10 protein-coding genes are annotated in these 20,712 nt (G+C 44.1%); 6 read left to right on the top strand and 4 right to left on the bottom strand.

Annotated features, from left to right (window positions below):
* The first annotated feature begins 50 nt into the window (after positions 1 to 50).
* Entirely contained in the window at positions 51 to 395 is a 345-nt protein-coding gene (locus NXX38_RS07835; protein ID WP_234131672.1) for a hypothetical protein, read from the top strand.
* Between the two features lie 295 nt (positions 396 to 690).
* Here NXX38_RS07835 and NXX38_RS07830 read toward each other — a convergent pair whose 3' ends face one another.
* Genes NXX38_RS07830 through NXX38_RS07815 form a run of 4 tightly spaced genes read right to left on the bottom strand, consistent with a single transcriptional unit; the run spans position 691 to position 10,087 of the window.
* A complete protein-coding gene (locus NXX38_RS07830; RefSeq protein WP_258979006.1) occupies positions 691 to 2,346 on the bottom strand; it encodes a RagB/SusD family nutrient uptake outer membrane protein in 1,656 nt (551 codons plus the stop codon).
* A gap of 8 nt (positions 2,347 to 2,354) precedes the next feature.
* Positions 2,355 to 5,126, bottom strand: coding sequence for a SusC/RagA family TonB-linked outer membrane protein (locus NXX38_RS07825; RefSeq protein WP_195648960.1), 2,772 nt, complete (start codon positions 5,124 to 5,126; stop codon positions 2,355 to 2,357).
* A gap of 27 nt (positions 5,127 to 5,153) precedes the next feature.
* Positions 5,154 to 6,950, bottom strand: coding sequence for a RagB/SusD family nutrient uptake outer membrane protein (locus NXX38_RS07820; RefSeq protein ID WP_195648961.1), 1,797 nt, complete (start codon positions 6,948 to 6,950; stop codon positions 5,154 to 5,156).
* 11 nt (positions 6,951 to 6,961) lie between these two features.
* Positions 6,962 to 10,087: a TonB-dependent receptor gene (locus NXX38_RS07815; RefSeq protein ID WP_258981889.1), complete on the bottom strand. Its 3,126-nt coding sequence runs from the start codon at positions 10,085 to 10,087 to the stop codon at positions 6,962 to 6,964.
* Between the two features lie 486 nt (positions 10,088 to 10,573).
* Here NXX38_RS07815 and NXX38_RS07810 point away from each other — a divergent pair, with 486 nt between their 5' ends.
* The 5 genes from NXX38_RS07810 (at position 10,574) to lpxA (ending at position 20,675) form a co-directional block, all read left to right on the top strand.
* On the top strand, positions 10,574 to 13,681 hold the full coding sequence (locus tag NXX38_RS07810; RefSeq protein WP_258979005.1) for a glycoside hydrolase family 2 TIM barrel-domain containing protein: 3,108 nt from the start codon (positions 10,574 to 10,576) through the stop codon (positions 13,679 to 13,681).
* A gap of 181 nt (positions 13,682 to 13,862) precedes the next feature.
* Positions 13,863 to 15,038, top strand: coding sequence for an efflux RND transporter periplasmic adaptor subunit (locus NXX38_RS07805; protein WP_195648963.1), 1,176 nt, complete (start codon positions 13,863 to 13,865; stop codon positions 15,036 to 15,038).
* A 16-nt stretch (positions 15,039 to 15,054) separates the two neighbouring features.
* Positions 15,055 to 18,483: an efflux RND transporter permease subunit gene (locus NXX38_RS07800; protein ID WP_074558191.1), complete on the top strand. Its 3,429-nt coding sequence runs from the start codon at positions 15,055 to 15,057 to the stop codon at positions 18,481 to 18,483.
* An 11-nt stretch (positions 18,484 to 18,494) separates the two neighbouring features.
* The gene (locus NXX38_RS07795) at positions 18,495 to 19,886 is read left to right on the top strand and encodes an efflux transporter outer membrane subunit (protein WP_148365496.1); all 1,392 of its coding nucleotides are present in this window, start codon (positions 18,495 to 18,497) and stop codon (positions 19,884 to 19,886) included.
* 18 nt (positions 19,887 to 19,904) lie between these two features.
* The gene (gene lpxA, locus NXX38_RS07790; protein ID WP_148365495.1) at positions 19,905 to 20,675 is read left to right on the top strand and encodes an acyl-ACP--UDP-N-acetylglucosamine O-acyltransferase; all 771 of its coding nucleotides are present in this window, start codon (positions 19,905 to 19,907) and stop codon (positions 20,673 to 20,675) included.
* Positions 20,676 to 20,712: the final 37 nt, after the last annotated feature.

The following is a 20,712-nucleotide window of genomic DNA, read 5'->3' as shown; positions in this document are numbered from 1 at the left end:
TTTTTTAACCGCGCACCACAGGGAAATGATGCGACAAACATAACAAAGATATGTATGACGACCTGAAAGAAAACATTATTCTATTAATGCAGCACCCTATCGCGCGCCGCCCCATCTCCAACTTATCAGATGAAGAACGAGAAAAAGCATCCGACCTGTTGAACTATCTTTCAACTTTATCCGTTGACGAAAACTATACCTTATTAGATTACATACAAATGGCACGTCTTGAATATGCACTTGGAGAACTTGAGTATAGAACAACAAATGATGCCGAAAAAGTGATCCGCCATTTTAGAACCGCCCTCCAATACTTGGAGAAAGGAGGGTTCGATTTAAGTATCATTAAGTGGACAGAGTTAGTCAGTCTGCGAACCAAAGAAGATATGGAATAATCCAGATTCATAACCCTTACCTATATATAATAGGAGATAGCAAACAGAAAGATTGCTTGTGAAAGTAACCCTTCCGGCCTATCTTCGAAGAGAATGCCTTCCCTACCCCTGATACCCCAATATCTCAATCGGCATCCTCTTCTTTCATTTCACCATTCCATCTTTTCCACATATACAGACCTATACATTCGTTTTTTACGTATTAATTTATGAACGCACAATTCTTTAAAACTTCTTTCCATAAAAATGAACCCTAAAAGTTTTTGTCTAACTTTTAGGGTTCGCTTATTCATAGTTACCAGCCTGTATTTTGACCTAAATTAGGATTCTTATAATATTCTGTCTGCGGTATAGGATATAAGTACATCTTATCATCCCAGTTACGTGTTTCAAGCAATTCTTTCTTATAAACAGGAGAGCCGTTTTCCATGATGATCTTGATGCAGTAAATAGCTTTGGTTTTATCGCCGATCTTCCAACGGCGGATGTCCCAGAACCTATGGTCTTCGAACGCAAGTTCCACTCGTCTTTCACGACGAACACTTTCAGTAAACGCGTCGCCACTTGTTGTAATGGCAGGCATATCGGCAGCAGTACGCACCTGATTCAGTGCCGCACGTGCAGACAACGGATGATCATTATCCGTATAATCGGCGTCTTTCCAGGCATCCATTGCTTCCGCATAGTTCAGGAGAATTTCCGCATAACGGAATATAATGAAATGGTGCGGTTTCTTTTTCTCGTTGGAGGGAGCTAAAGAGACAGTCTCATTCATATACTTCTTCAAATAATAACCTGTGGTAGTTGCTCCGGCTGTTCCGGCACCGTCTTTTCCTCCTTCATAAGACTGGATAGTCGAATTCATCCATGTATCACCGTTACAAAGTACTGTTTTATAAAATCTCGGGTCCCTGCCTTCATACGGATTCTGCCCCGGCGCAATCTGTTCCCAATCAAAGTCTTTTCCATTAGTCATTTGGAAAGCATCCACCAAATTCTGGGTGGGCACGTTACCCGTTTTACCCTTTTCATAACTGATAGGTAAATTGTTTGCTTCAAAATCAAAGCTTTCCCCATTTCTACGTTCAAAAATTAATTGCGGAGATTTCAACACATCGTTCCCACCATTCTTGTCATACAGAGGATCAGCATTCGTCTTCGGCAAGCTGTACCAGTTCTCTTTTATGATAGCATAAGCCGCATCGGCAGCCGCTTTCCATTTATCAGCATCCCGGGCGGGATTATGCAACAAACTCGCCGCGTAAAGAAGAGCGCGGGATTTCAATGCCAACGCTGTGCCTTTGGTCACACGTCCCGTCTCCGCCCAAAAGTCTTGATGACTGACAGGCAGCACCTTGGCCGCATCACTACATTCGTCGCAGATATATTTTATCACCTCATTGAAAGAAGTCTTTTCCACACTATTGATTTCATCTAATGTATATGTACGCGTCAAAAGCGGAATGTCACCATATCGTTTGGCCAGTTCGAACAGATAGAAAGCCCGCAACACCCGTAATTCTTCACGATACATGGTAGCCTTGGCAATGTCTTCTTCATACGTATCATTCCAGCGGAAACGCTCCAGTTTTTCCTGTGAATAGTTTTCAAGGAATGAATTGACGGAACGGATAGCTCCATAGCACTTCGACCACATATTATCGACTGCATTGTTGGGACTCCAGGCATTGTTATAAAAGTCGTGGACACTATTATCACTCCAGACATAAACAGAATTATCCGTCGCAGACTCCCTCAAAGCCCCGTCGAGCACTCCGAGATCTCCGGGCAACTGGCTATAAACATAGGTAGCCAAACCTTTTACATTGCTAAAGTAGGAATAGGCCTCTTCTCTGTCCAAGCCTGTCGATTCGTCCAGTTCGAGCAAGCTACACCCCGATACGGATAGCAGCAAACCTGTATATAGTATGATATATTTTCTCATGGTCATCTCACATTTTAGAAGTTAATATTCAACCCGAAATAAACGGAAGTCATATCCGGATAATTGATGTTCAAATCCTCACAATTCATATACTTCACATGATCGAGCGAAAAAAGATTATTAGCTCTCGCATATACCTGAATCTTCTCCATTCTCATTTTCTTCACCCAAGAAGAAGGAAGGTTATAGTAGACATTCAGGTTACGAAGTTTGAAATAGCTCCCGTTCTCCAACCACTGTGTACTGTTTCTGAAGTTATTGGCATTATCCAGCGTGGTCAGGCGGGGAACATTTGCGATATCTTTCGTTTCTTCCGTCCAGCGGATTCTGTCGTTCAGATACCAGCTGGAAATATTCGTGTTGTTCCTCAACGGCCAATATACGCTAGCAGTATTCAACATCACGCTATAATGGCCTACTCCTTGAAATAAAGCATCCACACCGAAACCTTTATATTCAAATCCCAAGTTAATGCCATAATAAATCTCCGGTATGGCAGTGGAATATCCTATCGCCTTCTGGTCATTGTTGTCAATCACGTTATCACCATTCAAATCCCTGTACTTGACATCACCTGGACGTACTTCCGAGAATTTCTGTACCGGACTGCTCTTAATGTCCGCCTCATCTCTGAAATAACCGATAGCCTCCCAGCCAAAACATTGCCCGACAGGGTAACCTTTTTTAGACAAATAGCCATACGGCTGATATCCCTCACCATTTTCTATGACTTTACTTTTGGCATAGGAGAAGTTGGCTCCGATATAGTAGTTGAAGTCCTTATATTCCTTTTTCCACATAGCAGAGAGCTCCGTTCCTTTTGTTTCCACTTTCCCTGCATTCATTTTGGGAATAGTAACGCCGATTGCAGATGAAATCAGCCCACTTCCGTCAATCAGGATATTGGTACGCTTGTCATAAAAGCCGTCAATAGAAAAAGTCAGTCCCTTGAACAGGCTCATATCCAAACCGATATTATATTTATCCGCAACTTCCAGATCCAATTGTTCCATTGCAAGCACTCCTTCCTTCAGACTGCTCCCGGCAGAAGTATTTCCGGCCTGAAAATAGTAAGAACCGCTTCCTATCCAATATTGCTTATCCATGTCATAATCATAAATATCATATCCGGAACGTCCGTAAGAAGCGCGAAGTTTCAGATAATCGAAAGCGGAAATTCCTTTCATGAAATTCTCGTTCGAAAGTATCCAGGCGGCAGATATGGCGGGATATGCACGATACTTGTCGTTCTTCCCCAACACGCTGCTGCCAAAACAGTTGGCTACGATATCCACCATATAACGGTTGTCAAAATTATAACCTGCAGTTCCGATGATGTATTGGCGGTAACGACTATTATTAGCTCCTGTCAATGTCATTGATTCCTGACGGAACATAGCACTGGCCGTAAAATCATGCTTATCCCATGTCCGGTGATAATTGACCTTCGCTTCAAAATTGGCATGTATGTATTGATTGGCCAATCCTTTGTTGCTGATTTCCAGTTCATCGTTAGGGTTACCGTAATTTGTGTAAACCGGCTCTCCGTCTGTACCTTTTTCAATGGTCTGGTACATAAAACTTTTCTTGGCTGTTTCCTGATAGGTCGCATTATTATCATAAGCAATAGCGAGTTCCGCACTCAACCCGCGTGTCAATACAGACAAGTCCTGCACCAACCGCAAGTCCGCCTGCAACATACGCTGATTCAGTTTATAATAACCTACGTCCGCCAGATTGGCTATCGGGTTTGTTTTCAGCACATTATTACTACCCCAGAACCCATTCTTTGTCTGCACGGGGAATGCAGCGGACGGGGTGTTGAAAATCTGCTCAAACAAAGTCGCTTCCGATGTAGTGGGACGCTTGCTCTCTCGCAGCATACCGAGCATACTCAATTTCAATTTCGTCGCGTCTGTGATATCCACATCCAGATTCATGCGAAGATTGAGGAAGTATTTCTTCATCTGGGAGTTATAACGATCTGTATAATCGGTATACTTGCTATTCAGCAGTCCCATATCATTTTTGTAATTGAGGACACTGAAATAACGAAGCCGCTTGCCACCTCCGCGGAAAGTGATGTCCAGTTGATGACTGGTCGTATGATTGCGTAACGCTTCTTTCTGCCAGTCCACATTCGGATAAAGATCGCTATTGGCTCCGGACAGGAAAGAGGCTTCATCCATATCCGGTTGCAAGCCATCATATCTCAATGCTTCATTACGGGCCTTGGCATAGGTATAAGCATCGGCAAATTCCGGCTGATCGACAGGCAAGCCTAAACCGAACTTGTAGTCTACTTTTATATCTTTCTTGTTATATATACCACGTTTGGTAGTTATCAATACTACTCCGTTAGCACCTCTGCCTCCCCAGAGAGCAGTAGCAGCACCGTCTTTCAAAACGGATATCGATTCTATCTCCGAAAGGTTGATATATTCGAGAGGGCGTGCAAAACCATCTACTACAAATAAAGGCGTATCTCCATTCAAAGAACCGCGCCCCCGCACGTTGAGACGAGATTTATCTGTGCCCCAACTAGTGTTCTGCATCACACTCAATCCCGGCAATAGACCATAAATGGCATTATAAGGACTAGTGGTGGCATTTTTATCTAATTCATCCGAATAAATGGTAGATACAGCCTGTGTCTTCCGTAATTCGGTTGTCGTCTGCGTGCCCAGATCGATTACCTTATCTTGTCCTTCATTATTTTGCGCTATACCCGTAGTGGCAAATGCCAACGAGAAAGCTACGATATAAAGTGATTTATTCATAATCATTCTTCTTATTATTCAACGATTTGATTATTACCAACCCGGATTCTGAATCAATCCATATTTCTTGTTTATCTCATCTACAGGCAGAGGTAACAGGAAATACTTGTCGTTCCACTTTTCGGGTTTCGCATACTGGCGTGTTTCCGCCATTGCATGAGATACGGTATAAGAAAAGCCGCTTGGCTCACCGGCCGCTTTTTTAATAATCAGACGTGACAATTGTCCGGTAAATATATCTGAGCGTTTCCAACGTACCAGATCGAAATAACGTACTTCTTCATAGCCGAATTCAATGGCTCTTTCGCGTAATATCGCTTCACGCAACGGTTTGCCGGCCGGAACATCTGTTGCCGATATCGCAGGCATACCTGCACGCAGTCTGGTTTTATTCAAATAATCATAAGCTGTATTGCCAAACTCATCACGGACTTCCGCCTTATTCAGTTCGTTCATCGCTTCGGCCATATTCAGATAAACCTCCGGAAGGCGAATCAACGGGCAAGAATAAAACTTACCATTCACTTCGTCATTGAAGTTCCGTATGAATTTTCTCATAGCAACCCCATTGTAGCTCATTCGTCCGTCTTTATAAGGCGCTTGGGTGGCTCCTTCGTAAATCTGCACTTTCTGGGCGCCCTTAAACTTATCTCCATTCACAGCAACCGTTTCATACAAGCGGATATCTCTTCTGGGGTTTCCGTCCTTATCAAAGAAGGGGAATTTATTATGATCCGGATTGTTCCAGTCGAATTCTGTTCCGTCTTTCATCTGAAACATATCGACATAGGTCAATGTAGGAGAAGCGACCCCGTAACGTACTTGGGCAAACGGAAGCTTTCCCGTAGCATAGGTGGTGAATCTTCTGGAAGAAATCAAGACTTCACCGTTATGGCGATTGAAATATCCTGCTGCAAAATCATCGCGAGGATTACCTGTATTCACCAGCTGATAAGCGTCCGAGTTCTTTTTATTAGCCCGCATAAATTCTAATCCGGCATCCAACGCCTTTTGCCACCTGTCTGGTGAATAGTTGCCATACCAAGTAAGGAATTGAGACGAAGCATCTCCTTCCAAATAGGGTTTATCAGCATTAAATAAAGGACTCGCCACAAATTGAAGCACTCTGGACTTTAACGCTAAAGCAGAAGCAGCCGTCATGCGCCCGTCATTATCTGCATCAACCTGCCAAGGTAGTACAGAGGCTGCCGCATCCAGTAGTCCAACGATCTTCTGTACAGTTTCCTCCACTGTCATACGGGGAAATTTCATCGCATCTTCTGCCGTATATGCATGGTCTATCCACGGCATGCCACCATAATAACGGAGCATTTGAGAATAATGATAGGCAATGATTACTTGCGCTTCCGCTTTCCCTATCGCTTTCTCATCCGCAGTCATATCCGGCACTCTATCCACATTTTCAATGTAGATGTAGGCTCTCCGGATACCATAAATCGGTCCTACTCCTATTGTAGCACTGGCAACATCCAACCGGTATGGAAGATGTTCCAGATATGTATTTGTTCCGTCCACCGTCCCTGTATAAAATTTAGGTGCCCCCTTTTTCGTCCAGTCACCCAGATCGGTAAGCATCTCCAAAACGCCATATCCCAGACGTCCTTGCATCGGCAGATAATCCGGTAAAGAATGATAAGTTTCCGCCAACGCCTGCTCAGCATATACCTTTTTGTTAAAAACAGAATCGATATTCTGTTCGTTACTTATCGGCTTATCCAGAAATTTCTCTCCAAATTTAAGGTCTTCACACCCTATCAGTGTCAATACAAAGAGAGAAAGACAGCCTATATACTTTTTATAGTTTTTCATTGTCAGCACTATTAAAAGGTTAGATTAATACCTAAATTATATATTTTAATGATAGGGTAAGAATCCGCATTATTCGGATTACATTCAGGGTCCATGATGTCAAACTTATCAAAGGTCAACAGATTATAACCGGTCAGTTTTATACCTAACTGCTGAATACCCAGCTTCTTTAACATCTTCTTATCTGTGAAGTTATATCCTATCGTCACATTCTTCAGCTTCAAATAAGAACCGTCTCGCACCCACAAAGAGGAGGAACGCATATTATAGACTGCATTTGTCTCGGTAAACCGCGGTGTAGTAGCTGTGTTTGCAGTTTCCGGCGTCCAGCGCGTATCTGCATGAAACTGCATCAAACCACGGATTTTACCATTTCCAAAAGGTTCTCTGAAAGCCCCGTCCAGCAACAAAGAGCGCTGTGCAGCACCAGTCCAGTTCATTGTCAGGAAAAAGCCTTTGTAATTAATACCATAATTCAATCCGAATGTATAGGCCGGACGAGTCGGGTTTCCAATAATAGTCTGGTCGTCGGAAGTAATTTCCTCATCACCGTTCAAATCCCGGTATTTCACATCACCCGGCTTCACAGACACACCCGGATCGGGCAGACCTGCCAACAGTTTGCCGTTCTCCCCGAAGTCCGCCTCTGTATAAAAACCGTCCGCCACATATCCGAAAAGCGTTCCGACCGGATTTCCTGTCCGCCACATATAAGGCTCATTAGGCTCAACCTCGTCTTGAAAAACAATCTTATTCTTTGAATAGGAAACATTTGCCTGAACATTATACTGAACCTGCCCGATCTTGTCATTCCACCTCACTTCTACTTCATATCCATGGTTTTTCACTTTACCCATATTTACGGCAGGTAGAATGGATGAAGTCAGCCCCGTTAATAAAGGTATTGTCTTACGATTGATAAGAATATCCTTACGTTCTTCGAGGAAATAATCCAAAGAGATTTTCAGACGGCTCTTCAAGAAATGAACGTCCAATCCATAGTTCTGTTTCAGCGCAGTTTCCCAAGTCACGTTCGGATTGCCCAGACGCTTCTCCAATGCACCCAGAATTAACGCCTTGCTGTTATAACCAAAGTTGAATCCATACTTATTGTTATTCCATCCATCTACTCCGCTCAGATTCACATCGTAAGAATCCGGCAAGAACAAGAAGCGGTTATTTCCAAGATTGTCATTTCCGACCAAGCCGACAGAAGCACGGAATTTCAGATAATCAACCACCTTCTGTTTTTTCATAAAAGCCTCTTCCGACAGAATATAACCGATAGAACCGGCAGGAAACGCACCGAATCTCTTACCCGGAGCAAAATTCTCAGAACCATTATAACCAAAGTTAACTTCTGCCATATAGCGGGATTTGTAATCATATGTCAGACGCCCTACAAAACCGATGTAAGCAGACGGTACTCCCACCCATTGGGTGGGATAGTATTTCTTGCTCTGATTGTATAAGAACAATCCCCCGACATTATGAAAACCAAATTTACGGTTATATCTCAGACTTGCTTCCAGATACCAGTCTCGTGCCCGCGAAGAAGTTTCCTCATATTGCAAGCTCTTGTTCTCTCCTTTGATCTTATAAACAATATTCTTGTTGAAATCCGGCGAATCATAACCAAGCGACGGGTCTTCCAAAGAAGACTGATAGAAAGGCATAAATTGTTCCACTTGCCCTTTACGCTTTTTGGTAAAGCCATAACTCGTATTATAAGCACCTTTTATTTCCGCCGACAGCCCTTTGGTTATGAAGTCCAACTTCTGATTCAACAGAAGGTCCAGATTCATCGTATTATTAATAGCAGTTGAGTAACCCGTCCCATAACACTTAGGCAAAGCACTGTTGCCCAGATTAATTTTATTATCAAAACGTTCTTCGGGAGTAACTATGAGTTGTCCGTCAATTACACCCGGACTGCTGAACGGAGTTGTCTGATTAATCAGTGTCCAGATCGAATTAGTCGCATCATTAATCATCGGCTCATTCCGGTTACCTACAATGCCACCGATACCAATCTTCAACGTGGTAGTCTTAGTTACATTAAAGTCTAAATTCGCGCGATAATTGTATCTTTTGTATTTATAATTGTTATCATACCCCACTCCTTCAAACTGTTTCAGCAAGCCATTCTGATATAAGAAACCTAAAGATATAAAGTAACGTATATCTTTTGTTCCTCCGGAAATATTCAGGTTATGCTGTGTTTGCACAGACGTTTTATTTAGCAAATACTTTCTCCAGTCGATACTGGGATACATAACAGGTTCATCATTCAACCTGAACCGTTCAATTGCATAATTATCAAAAACCAAATCATTTTCGGTAGCATTTGGTTTATCATTCGTTATAATCTCGTTCCTCAAAGTAGCATACGTATAGCTGTCTGCCATTTCAAGCATGCGGGTAGGCATCTGGATACCAACCGAAGAATTCACGGAGATTTTCGCTTTGCCTTCCTTACCACGGCGTGTAGTCACCAAAATTACACCATTTGCACCACGCACACCGAACACGGCAGTAGCAGAAGCGTCTTTCAAAACCGTCACGCTCTCTATTTCATTCGGGTCCATTTGATAAAATGAACGTTCTATACCATCCACTAAAATCAAAGGAGAGGAAGCGCTTTCTGTCAAAGACCCCACTCCGCGAATAAACACCTTAGGGTCTTCCTGCCCCGGCTGACCGCTAGTCTGGACGGATGAGAGTCCTGTAATCTGGCCCGCCAGCGAATTGGCCACACTTGCATTTGGCGAACGTATCAGCGCCTCATTGTTTACAGCAGAAATAGCGCCTGTCAGAGTTTCTTTCTTTTGTGTACCATAGGCCACAACTGTAACTTCCTGAAGTTCATTTGCCGTTTCTTTTAAAATAATTTTCAGTTGTTTGCGACCATTTAATGGCACTTCTTGAGGTTCATATCCCATGAACGAAATCTGCAGAACTGCCTTTTGAAGATTGCCTACTTTTAAATGGAAAACACCATTCATGTCGGTAATAGCACCGTTAGCCGTGCCTTTTTCTTTTACATTAGCACCAATCACCTCTAAGTTAGATTCATCCAATACAGTTCCCGTCACTGTATTTTGCGCCCATACCAAGAGCGAACAACACATAAGCATTAACGTACTGATGCACCTTTTGCATCTTTTTAGTCTCGTCAGTTTGTTCATAATAATAAATTTAAGAATTTGAAATAGGTTTGTTAAAAACACTTGTCGCAAATTAAGTGAATATGACAGTTTTTAAGATACAGTTATCATACTAAAAAGATACAAAATAGTACATAACAAGAAATGTAAAGCTTTAAATCTAGCTGTATTATCCATAATATCAGGGCATCACACTAGAGAAATACAGCCTATTCATCGTTTCTTATTGATTTTACCATACTCGAAAAGTCGTTTTCAAAAAGTTAATTTACCAAGTTCTTCTCTCATCGTAAATCTATACCAACTCCACATATCATTATCAGCCTTCATTGGATAGTTCATAAATAAATTAAAATTGAACTATTGCCATACCTAATTAGACTTATTATTCTCCTTCATTAATCAAATTATTCCCTATCTTTGACTCCCGAAATTCAAACCTAATACAAAAAACCCATGAAGAAACAACTACTCTCTTGCTGCTTGGCTGCATTGGGACTGACAGCAATTCAAGCACAAAGCTTCAATGAGTGGAAAGACCCGGAAGTGAATTCCGTAAACCGCTCCGCCATGCACGCTAATTACTTTGCTTACGCATCGGCTGATGAAGCTAAAGCCGGCATCAAAGAAAATTCAACGAATTTCATGACCCTGAACGGTCCTTGGAAATTCAACTGGGTGAGACATGCAGATGCACGCCCGACTGACTTCTATCAAACTAATTTCAACGACAAAGGTTGGGACGACCTTCAGGTGCCCGGCGTTTGGGAATTGAACGGTTACGGTGATCCTATCTACGTCAACGTAGGATATGCATGGAGAAGCCAATTCAAAAACAATCCTCCGCAGGTGCCGACAGAAAACAATCATGTAGGCTCTTACCGCAAAGAAATTATCCTTCCCGCCGACTGGAAAGGCAAAGAGATTTTTGCACATTTCGGCTCGGTAACTTCCAATATGTACCTTTGGGTGAACGGACGCTACGTAGGATATAGCGAAGACAGTAAACTAGAAGCTGAATTCAACCTGACCAACTATCTGAAACCGGGTAAAAACGTGATCGCTTTCCAGGTATTCCGCTGGTGCGACGGCAGTTATCTGGAAGATCAGGACTTCTTCCGCTACTCCGGCGTAGGACGTGACTGTTATCTCTACGCACGCGACAAAAAATACATTCAGGACATTCGTATCACTCCCGATCTGGACAGCCAATATAAAGACGGTATGCTGAATATAGCCGTTGACCTGAAAGGAAGCGGCACAGTAACTTTAAACTTGACAGATACTCAAGGCAACAGTGTAGCGACTGCCGATTTGAAGGGTTCGGGCAAATTAAATACAACCTTGTCTGTCTCTAATCCGGCTAAATGGACTGCCGAGACACCTAACCTCTACACGCTGACCGCTACACTGAAAAACGGCAATAATGTAGTAGAAGTAATCCCCGTTAAAGTAGGTTTCCGCAAGATTGAGCTGAAAGGCGGACAGATACTCGTAAACGGACAACCGGTACTCTTCAAAGGAGCCGACCGTCACGAAATGGACCCGGACGGTGGTTATGTCGTTTCTCTCGAACGTATGCTACAGGATATCAAAGTGATGAAAGAACTGAACATCAACGCTGTGCGTACCTGCCATTATCCGGACGACAACCGTTGGTATGACCTTTGTGACCAATATGGTCTGTATGTAGTGGCCGAGGCCAATGTAGAATCTCACGGAATGGGTTACGGCGATCAGACACTGGCAAAGAACCCGAGTTATGCCAAAGCTCACATGGAACGTAACCAACGCAATGTACAACGCGGATACAACCATCCGTCTATCATCTTCTGGTCACTGGGTAACGAAGCCGGCATGGGACCGAACTTTGAGAAATGCTACACTTGGATCAAGAACGAAGACAAGACGCGTGCCGTACAATACGAACAGGCAGGAACCAGCGAATTCACCGATATTTTCTGCCCAATGTATTATGACTACAACGCTTGTATCAAATATAGTGAAGGTAATATCCAGAAACCGTTAATCCAATGCGAATATGCACACGCAATGGGTAATTCGGAAGGCGGATTCAAAGAATACTGGGACATCATCCGTAAATATCCGAAATATCAGGGTGGATTTATTTGGGACTTCGTAGATCAATCCTGCCACTGGAAAAATAAAGACGGAGTGAGTATCTATGGTTATGGCGGCGATTTCAACAAATACGACGCTTCGGACAATAACTTCAACGACAACGGCTTAATCAGCCCCGACCGCGTGCCTAATCCACATGCTTATGAAGTTGCTTATTTCTATCAGGATATATGGACTACTCCTGCGGATCTTGCCAAAGGTGAAATCAATATTTTCAATGAGAACTTCTTCCGCGACCTCTCTGCATACTATATGGAATGGCAATTACTGGCAAACGGGGAAGTAGTGCAAACAGGCATCGTGCCCGACCTGAAAGTTGCACCCCAGCAAACCGTCAAAGTGCAAATTCCGTTTGACGTGAAGAATATCTGCCCTTGCAAGGAATTATTGCTCAATGTGAGCTACAAACTGAAAGCTGCCGAAACACTGCTGCCGGCAGGAACGACTATCGCTTACGACCAGTTAAGCATCCGCGACTACAAAGCACCGGAACTGAAACTGGAAAACCAACAGGCTTCCAACGTTCCGGTTATCGTACCCGATATTTTGGATAACGACCGCAATTACCTGATCGTGAAAGGTGAGAACTTCTCCATGGATTTCAACAAACAGGACGGTTACCTCTGCCGTTACGACGTCAACGGTATGCAAATGATGGAAGACGGCAGCGCACTGACTCCTAACTTCTGGCGTGCACCGACCGACAATGATTTCGGAGCCGGACTGCAACACAAATACGCTGCATGGAAGAATCCGGAACTGAAACTGACTTCTCTGAAACACGCGATTGAAAACGATCAGGCAGTGGTTCGTGCTGAATATGACATGAAGTCGATAGGTGGAACATTGTCGCTGACTTATACCATTAATAATAAAGGTGCAGTGAAGGTTACTCAAAAGATGGTGGCAGACAAGAGCAAGAAGGTTTCTGAAATGTTCCGCTTCGGTATGCAAATGCGTATGCCTGTCAACTTCAACGAGGTAGAATACTACGGCCGTGGTCCGGGAGAGAACTATGCCGACCGTAACCACGGAGCCATGTTGGGCAAATACCGCCAAACGGTAGAAGAACAATTCTATCCTTACATCCGCCCGCAGGAAACCGGAACAAAAACGGACATCCGTTGGTGGAGACTTCTGAATATCAGCGGCAACGGACTACAATTCGTATCGGATGCTCCTTTCTCTGCTTCTGCACTGAATTATACCATCGAATCATTGGATGACGGTGACGGTAAAGACCAGCGTCACTCACCGGAAGTAGAAAAGGCGGACTTCACCAATTTCTGTATCGACAAGGCGCAAGCAGGTCTTGCCTGTGTCAACAGTTGGGGAGCTATACCACTGGAAAAATACCGTCTTCCTTACCAAGATTATGAGTTAAGTTTTATTATGACTCCTGTATATCATAAACTAAAGTAAAAAACATAGTTAAAAAACACGGTATCAGAGAACAAGAATACCGAATTTAAAGTACTTTTGCAGCCGGAAACTAATTTGCCTAAATTAGTTTCCGGCTTTTCTTCCTTAAAACCCTTGACTATATGAATGAACAGCACACTGGGAACAAACGCATTAAATTAAAAAACAGATATTTATAAGTATGAAAAGTAGAATTGTTTTATTTGCATTTTGCGTAGCCCTCTTGTCTAGTTGTGGCAATAAGGGCAATGGAACAGGAAAGGTTCCTGAATATGCAGTACAAGAGTTACAAAAGACGACTGCCCATTTAACAACTGCCTATCCGGCTACAATCAAAGGTAAACAAGACGTAGAAATCCGTCCGCAGGTATCGGGTTTCATCACGAAACTATGCGTGGATGAAGGAGCAACTGTCCGTAAGGGACAAGTATTGTTCATTGTTGATCCTACACAATACGAAGCTGCAGTGCGCACAGCAAAAGCTGCCGTTGCTACAGCCGAAGCTGCTGTCAGCACTCAACAAATGACGGTAGACAATAAGCGTGAGCTTAACAAGAAGAACATCATCAGTGACTACGACTTGTCAATGGCAGAAAATACGCTGGCGCAATCACAGGCACAACTGGCACAAGCAAAAGCACAGCTTACCACTGCACAGCAGAATCTCTCTTTCACCCAAGTGAAGAGTCCTTCTGACGGTGTAATCAACGATATTCCGTATCGTCTGGGAGCATTGGTAAGCCCTTCCATCTCTACTCCGATGACTACTGTTTCTGAAATTGATGAAGTATATGTATATTTCTCCATGACAGAAAAAGAGCTGTTGGCCATGACTAAAACCGGAGGTACTATCAAAGAAGAAATCAGCAAAATTCCAGCTATCAAATTGCAGCTGATCGACGGTACAGAGTACAGCATCGAGGGTAAAGTAGACGCAATTACAGGAGTGATCGACCAGTCAACCGGTTCGGTAAGTATGCGTGCCCTTTTCCCGAACAAAGAACACATCTTACGCAGTGGCGGAACAGCAAACGTACTGATTCCTTACACGATGGAAAATGTGATTACGATACCGCAATCAGCAACAGTAGAAATTCAGGATAAGAAGTTCGTTTACGTTTTGCAACCGGATAACACGGTGAAATATACAGAAATCAAGATCTTCAATCTAGACAACGGAAAAGAATATCTCGTAACTTCAGGTCTGAATCCTGGAGATAAAATTGTAATCGAAGGCGTGCAGAGTCTGAAAGATGGCCAGAGCATACAGCCTATCACACCTGCTCAAAAAGAAGCGAACTATCAACAGCATTTGAAAGACCAGCACGATGGTAATTTAGCTACAGCTTTCAATTAATAATTTAGATAATCGTATGAAGTTAGATAAATTTATTAACCGTCCGGTACTATCAACGGTTATTTCTATTTTGATAGTCATTCTGGGTGCTATCGGACTGGCAACACTGCCAATCACCCAGTATCCGGACATTGCGCCTCCTACCGTATCGGTAAGGGCCACTTATACGGGTGCCAGCGCGTCAACCGTATTGAATTCCGTGATTGCCCCGCTAGAGGAACAAATCAATGGTGTGGAAAATATGATGTATATGACCTCCAACGCATCCAACACCGGTGCAGGTGATATATCCATCTATTTTAAACAGGGAACAGACCCGGATATGGCTGCCGTTAACGTGCAGAACCGTGTTTCTATGGCACAGGGATTACTGCCTGCCGAAGTAACCAAAGTCGGTGTGACAACTCAGAAACGCCAGACTTCCATGCTAGTGGTGTTCTCTCTTTACGACGAAAGTGATACATATACAGAATCATTTATCGAAAACTATGCTAAGATCAACCTGATTCCGCAAGTTCAGCGTGTACCGGGTGTGGGTGATGCCTCTGTGATGGGACAGGACTACTCTATGCGTATCTGGCTACGTCCGGACGTAATGGCGCAATACAAGCTGGTTCCGGGCGACGTATCCGCAGCCTTGGCAGAACAGAACGTGGAAGCTGCTCCGGGACAATTCGGTGAACGCAGCAACCAGACTTTCCAATATACCATCCGCTACAAAGGACGTCTGCAACAACCGGAGGAATTCGAAAATATCGTCATCAAATCTTTGCCCGACGGTGAAGTGCTTCGCCTGAACGATATTGCAGAAATCCAACTGGACCGTTTGGGATACAACTTTACCAACCGTGTAAACGGACATAAGGCTGTAACCTGTATCGTTTATCAGATGGCAGGAACAAATGCGACACAAACCATCAGCGACATTCAGGTGTTGCTGGATGAAGCGTCCAAATCACTGCCTGCCGGTTTGAAGATAAACGTATCCATGAATGCCAACGACTTCTTGTTCGCTTCTATCCATGAGGTATTGAAAACATTGATCGAGGCATTTATCCTGGTATTTATCGTAGTATATATCTTCCTGCAGGACTTACGTTCTACATTGATTCCGACCATCGCCATCCCGGTAGCTCTTATCGGTACATTCTTTATCCTGTCCTTAGTAGGATTCAGTTTGAACTTGCTGACGTTATGTGCGCTTGTACTCGCCATCGCCATTGTGGTCGATGACGCCATTGTGGTCGTCGAGGGTGTACACGCCAAGCTAGACCAAGGCTATACTTCCGCCCGTCTGGCTTCCATCGACGCAATGAACGAATTGGGCGGTGCTATCGTATCCATTACACTGGTCATGATGGCCGTATTTATCCCGGTAAGTTTCATGGGTGGAACGGCGGGAACATTCTATCGCCAATTTGGTATGACTATGGCCATCGCCATCGGTCTGTCCGCTCTGAACGCTTTGACATTAAGCCCCGCCTTGTGTGCCGTTCTTCTGAAACCGCACAAGCAGGAAGGTTCCGAAGAAGTTCCTCCATTGAAGGAGCGTATGAAAACAGCCTACAAGACGGCTCATACAACAATGATAAACAGATATACCGAAGCAATCGGAAAGATGTTGCATCCGGGAATCACACTCACATTCACACTTGTTGCCATTCTCGGTATGATTTTCGGATTCTTCAGTATCAATCCGGTGATTACCGCCATCCTCATACTTCTTAGTATTTTGGCACTAATCGGAATGAGCACGAATAAATTCAAGAACAGATTCAACGATACCTATGAATCTATCCTGAAACGATATAAAAAGCACGTACTGTTCTTCATCCAGAAGAAATGGTTGTCCATGGGGTTGGTCGTTGCTTCTATTGTATTGCTTATGTTCTTCATGAACACCACTCCGACAGGTATGGTGCCCAACGAAGATACCGGTACACTGATGGGAGCTGTGACTTTGCCGCCGGGCACGTCACAAGACCGCTCGGAAGAGATTCTGGCACGTGTAGACAGCCTGATTGCCGCTGATCCGGCCGTATCTTCGCGCACATTGATTTCCGGTTTCAGTTTCATCGGTGGACAGGGACCGTCCTACGGTTCTTTCATCATCAAACTGAAAGATTGGGATGAACGTTCGATGATACAAAACTCTGACGTTGTGGTGGGGTCCTTATATATGCGTGCACAGAAGATCATCAAGGAAGCACAGGTGTTGTTCTTTGCTCCGCCGATGATCCCGGGTTATTCAGCATCTACGGATATTGAGGTGAATATGCAGGATAAGACGGGCGGTGACTTGAACAAGTTCTTCGATGTAGTCAACGACTATACCGCCGCACTGGAAGCCCGCCCTGAAATCAATTCTGCCAAAACAACGTTCAACCCGAACTTCCCGCAATATATGATTGATATTGACGCGGCAGCTTGTAAGAAGGCAGGCATCAGCCCGAGCGACATCCTTACCACTATGCAAGGATATTATGGTGGTCTGTATGCATCCAACTTCAACCGTTTTGGTAAGATGTATCGTGTAATGATTCAGTCGGACCCGTTATCACGTAAGAACCTGGAATCTTTGAAGAATATCAAGGTTCGTAACAGTGCCGGTGAAATGGCTCCTATCTCTCAATTCATTACGATTGATAAAGTGTATGGCCCGGATATCATCAGCCGCTTCAACCTTTACACTTCCATGAAAGTGATGGTGGCTCCTGCCAGTGGTTATACATCCGGACAGGCATTGGCTGCGCTGGCAGAAGTAGCCAAGCAGAATCTTCCGACCGGTTACACCTACGAGTTGGGTGGTATGGCGCGCGAAGAAGCTCAGAGCAGTGGAAGCGCTACCGGATTGATTTTCATCCTCTGCTTCGTATTCGTTTATCTGTTGCTGAGTGCACAGTACGAAAGTTACATACTTCCGTTAGCCGTATTATTGTCCGTTCCGTTCGGTCTGCTAGGCAGCTTCCTGTTTGTGAACGGAGTAAGTGCTATCGGTAATATCTCGATGTTGAAGATGATTCTGGGGACAATGTCCAACAATATCTATATGCAGATTGCGTTGATCATGTTGATGGGTCTGTTGGCGAAAAATGCCATCCTGATTGTAGAGTTCGCCCTTGACCGCCGCAAGATGGGTATGAGTATCACATGGGCAGCCGTATTGGGCGCCGGTGCCCGTCTCCGCCCGATCCTGATGACATCATTGGCAATGGTAGTCGGATTGCTTCCGTTGATGTTTGCCTTTGGTGTAGGTGCTCACGGTAACCGTACACTGGGTACTGCTTCTATCGGTGGTATGTTGATCGGTATGATTTGCCAGATTTTCATCGTTCCTGCCTTGTTCGTAATCTTCCAATATCTGCAAGAGAAAGTAAAACCGATGGAATGGGAAGATATTGACAATACAGATGCTGTAACAGAGATTGAACAATACGCTAAATAATGAAATTCGATATGAAGAAACAGATTCTATATATGTTGTGTGCAACTGCTCTCTTGAGCAGCTGCCACATCTATAAGTCGTATGACAGACCCGAAGATATCACCACTTCCGGCCTGTATCGCGATCCGGTAGCGAATAATGATACACTGGTTTCGGATACAGCCAACTTCGGTAATCTGCCGTGGAGAGAAGTCTTCACCGACCCGCAACTCCAGTCTCTCATCGAAGCGGGACTGAAACAAAACACTGACCTCTTGTCGGCCGCTCAGAATGTGAAAGCAGCAGAAGCATCCCTGATGTCTGCACGTCTGGCTTATGCTCCGTCACTGGGGTTATCACCGCAAGGAACAATCAGTAGTTTTGATAAAAACGCAGCAACAAAAACGTACTCATTGCCCGTTACAGCTAGCTGGCAGATCGACTTGTTCGGTCAGTTGCTCAACTCCAAACGAAATGCACAAGTTACTCTGAAGCAAGTGAAAGCTTACCGTCAGGCTGTGCAGACACAGGTTGTCTCCAACATCGCCAATATGTATTATACATTAATGATGTTAGACCGCCAGCTGGAAATAACCAAAGCCACAGCTGAAATTCTGAAACAGAATGCCGAAACAATGGAAGCGATGAAAAACTCTGCTATGTACAATATCAATTCGGCCGGTGTAGAACAGAGCAAGGCTGCTTACGCGCAGGTACTTGCCACTATTCCGGACATTGAACAAAGCATACGTGAGACGGAAAATGCCCTGTCTACTTTCTTGGGCGAAGCTCCGCACGCCATCAAACGTGGCGTATTGGAGGCACAAGTACTTCCGACGGAACTTTCCGCAGGTGTACCTATCCAGTTGCTATCCAACCGTCCGGACGTAAAAGCTGCTGAAATGTCATTGGCAAGCTGCTATTACAATACTAATTCGGCACGTGCCGCATTCTATCCGCAAATCACGCTTAGCGGCTCTGCCGGATGGACCAACAGTGCCGGTAGCGCAATTATCAATCCGGGAAAGCTGTTGGCTTCCGCCATTGGTTCACTTACGCAGCCTCTATTCTACCGGGGACAGAACATTGCCCGGCTGAAAGCAGCGAAAGCACAGGAGGAACAAGCTAAACTATCCTTCCAACAAACACTTCTGAATGCCGGAAGTGAGGTCAGCAATGCGCTAAGTTTATACCAAAAGACCAGTGAAAAAGTAGAATCACGCCAAATGCAGGTAGAATCTGCAAAGAAAGCTTCGGAAGATACAAAAGAATTGTTTAACTTAGGGACCTCAACCTATCTGGAAGTACTGTCAGCACAACAGTCTTACCTGAGTGCACAAATCTCTCAGGTTTCCGATTGCTTTGATCAGATGCAGGCCGTAGTAAGCCTTTACCAGGCATTGGGTGGTGGAAGAGAAGAATAACTTTAAACATATACTATTATGATTAGTCCGTTAGCTTATGTAGACCCTGAAGCAAAGTTAGGCAAGAACGTAACAGTCCAGCCTTTTGCCTACATTGAAAAGAATGTGGAAATCGGAGATGACTGTGTCATCATGTCCTACGCCAGTATCCTGAAAGGTACTAGAATGGGAAAAGGAAACAAGGTACATCAGAACGCTGTTTTGGGAGCGGAACCGCAAGATTTCCACTATACAGGAGAAGACAGTAGCCTGATTATCGGTGACAACAACGATATTCGTGAGAATGTAGTAATCAGCCGCGCTACGTTTGCCGGTAATGCTACCAAAATTGGAAACGGAAACTACCTGATGGATAAAGTACATCTCTGCCATGATGTACAAATCAGCAATAACTGTGTAGTAGGTATAGGTACTACCATCGCAGGAGAATGTACGTTAGATGACTGCGTTATTCTAAGCGGTAATGTAACCCTGCACCAATATTGTCACATAGGTAGCTGGACACTGGTACAAAGTGGGTGCCGTATATCCAAGGATGTACCTCCCTATGTTATTATGTCCGGAAATCCTGTAGCATATCACGGTGTGAACGCTGTAGTTCTTTCCCAACATCACAATACATCAGAAAGAATCCTCCGCCACATCGCCAATGCATACCGTTTGATTTATCAGGGTAATTTCAGTGTTCAGGATGCTGTACAAAAGATTGTCGATCAGGTTCCTATGAGTGAAGAGATCGAGAACATTGTAAATTTCGTAAAGAGCTCGGAAAGAGGGATTGTGAAATAGACAAAAGAACTTACTATAAAGAAAGGGTGATGCTCAA

The organism is Bacteroides sp. BFG-637 (assembly GCF_024793605.1).
In the GTDB taxonomy this organism is placed as follows: Bacteria; Bacteroidota; Bacteroidia; order Bacteroidales; family Bacteroidaceae; genus Bacteroides; species Bacteroides vicugnae.
Note: the sequence above shows the minus strand (reverse complement) of the source record. Positions and strands in the feature narration are given on the sequence as shown.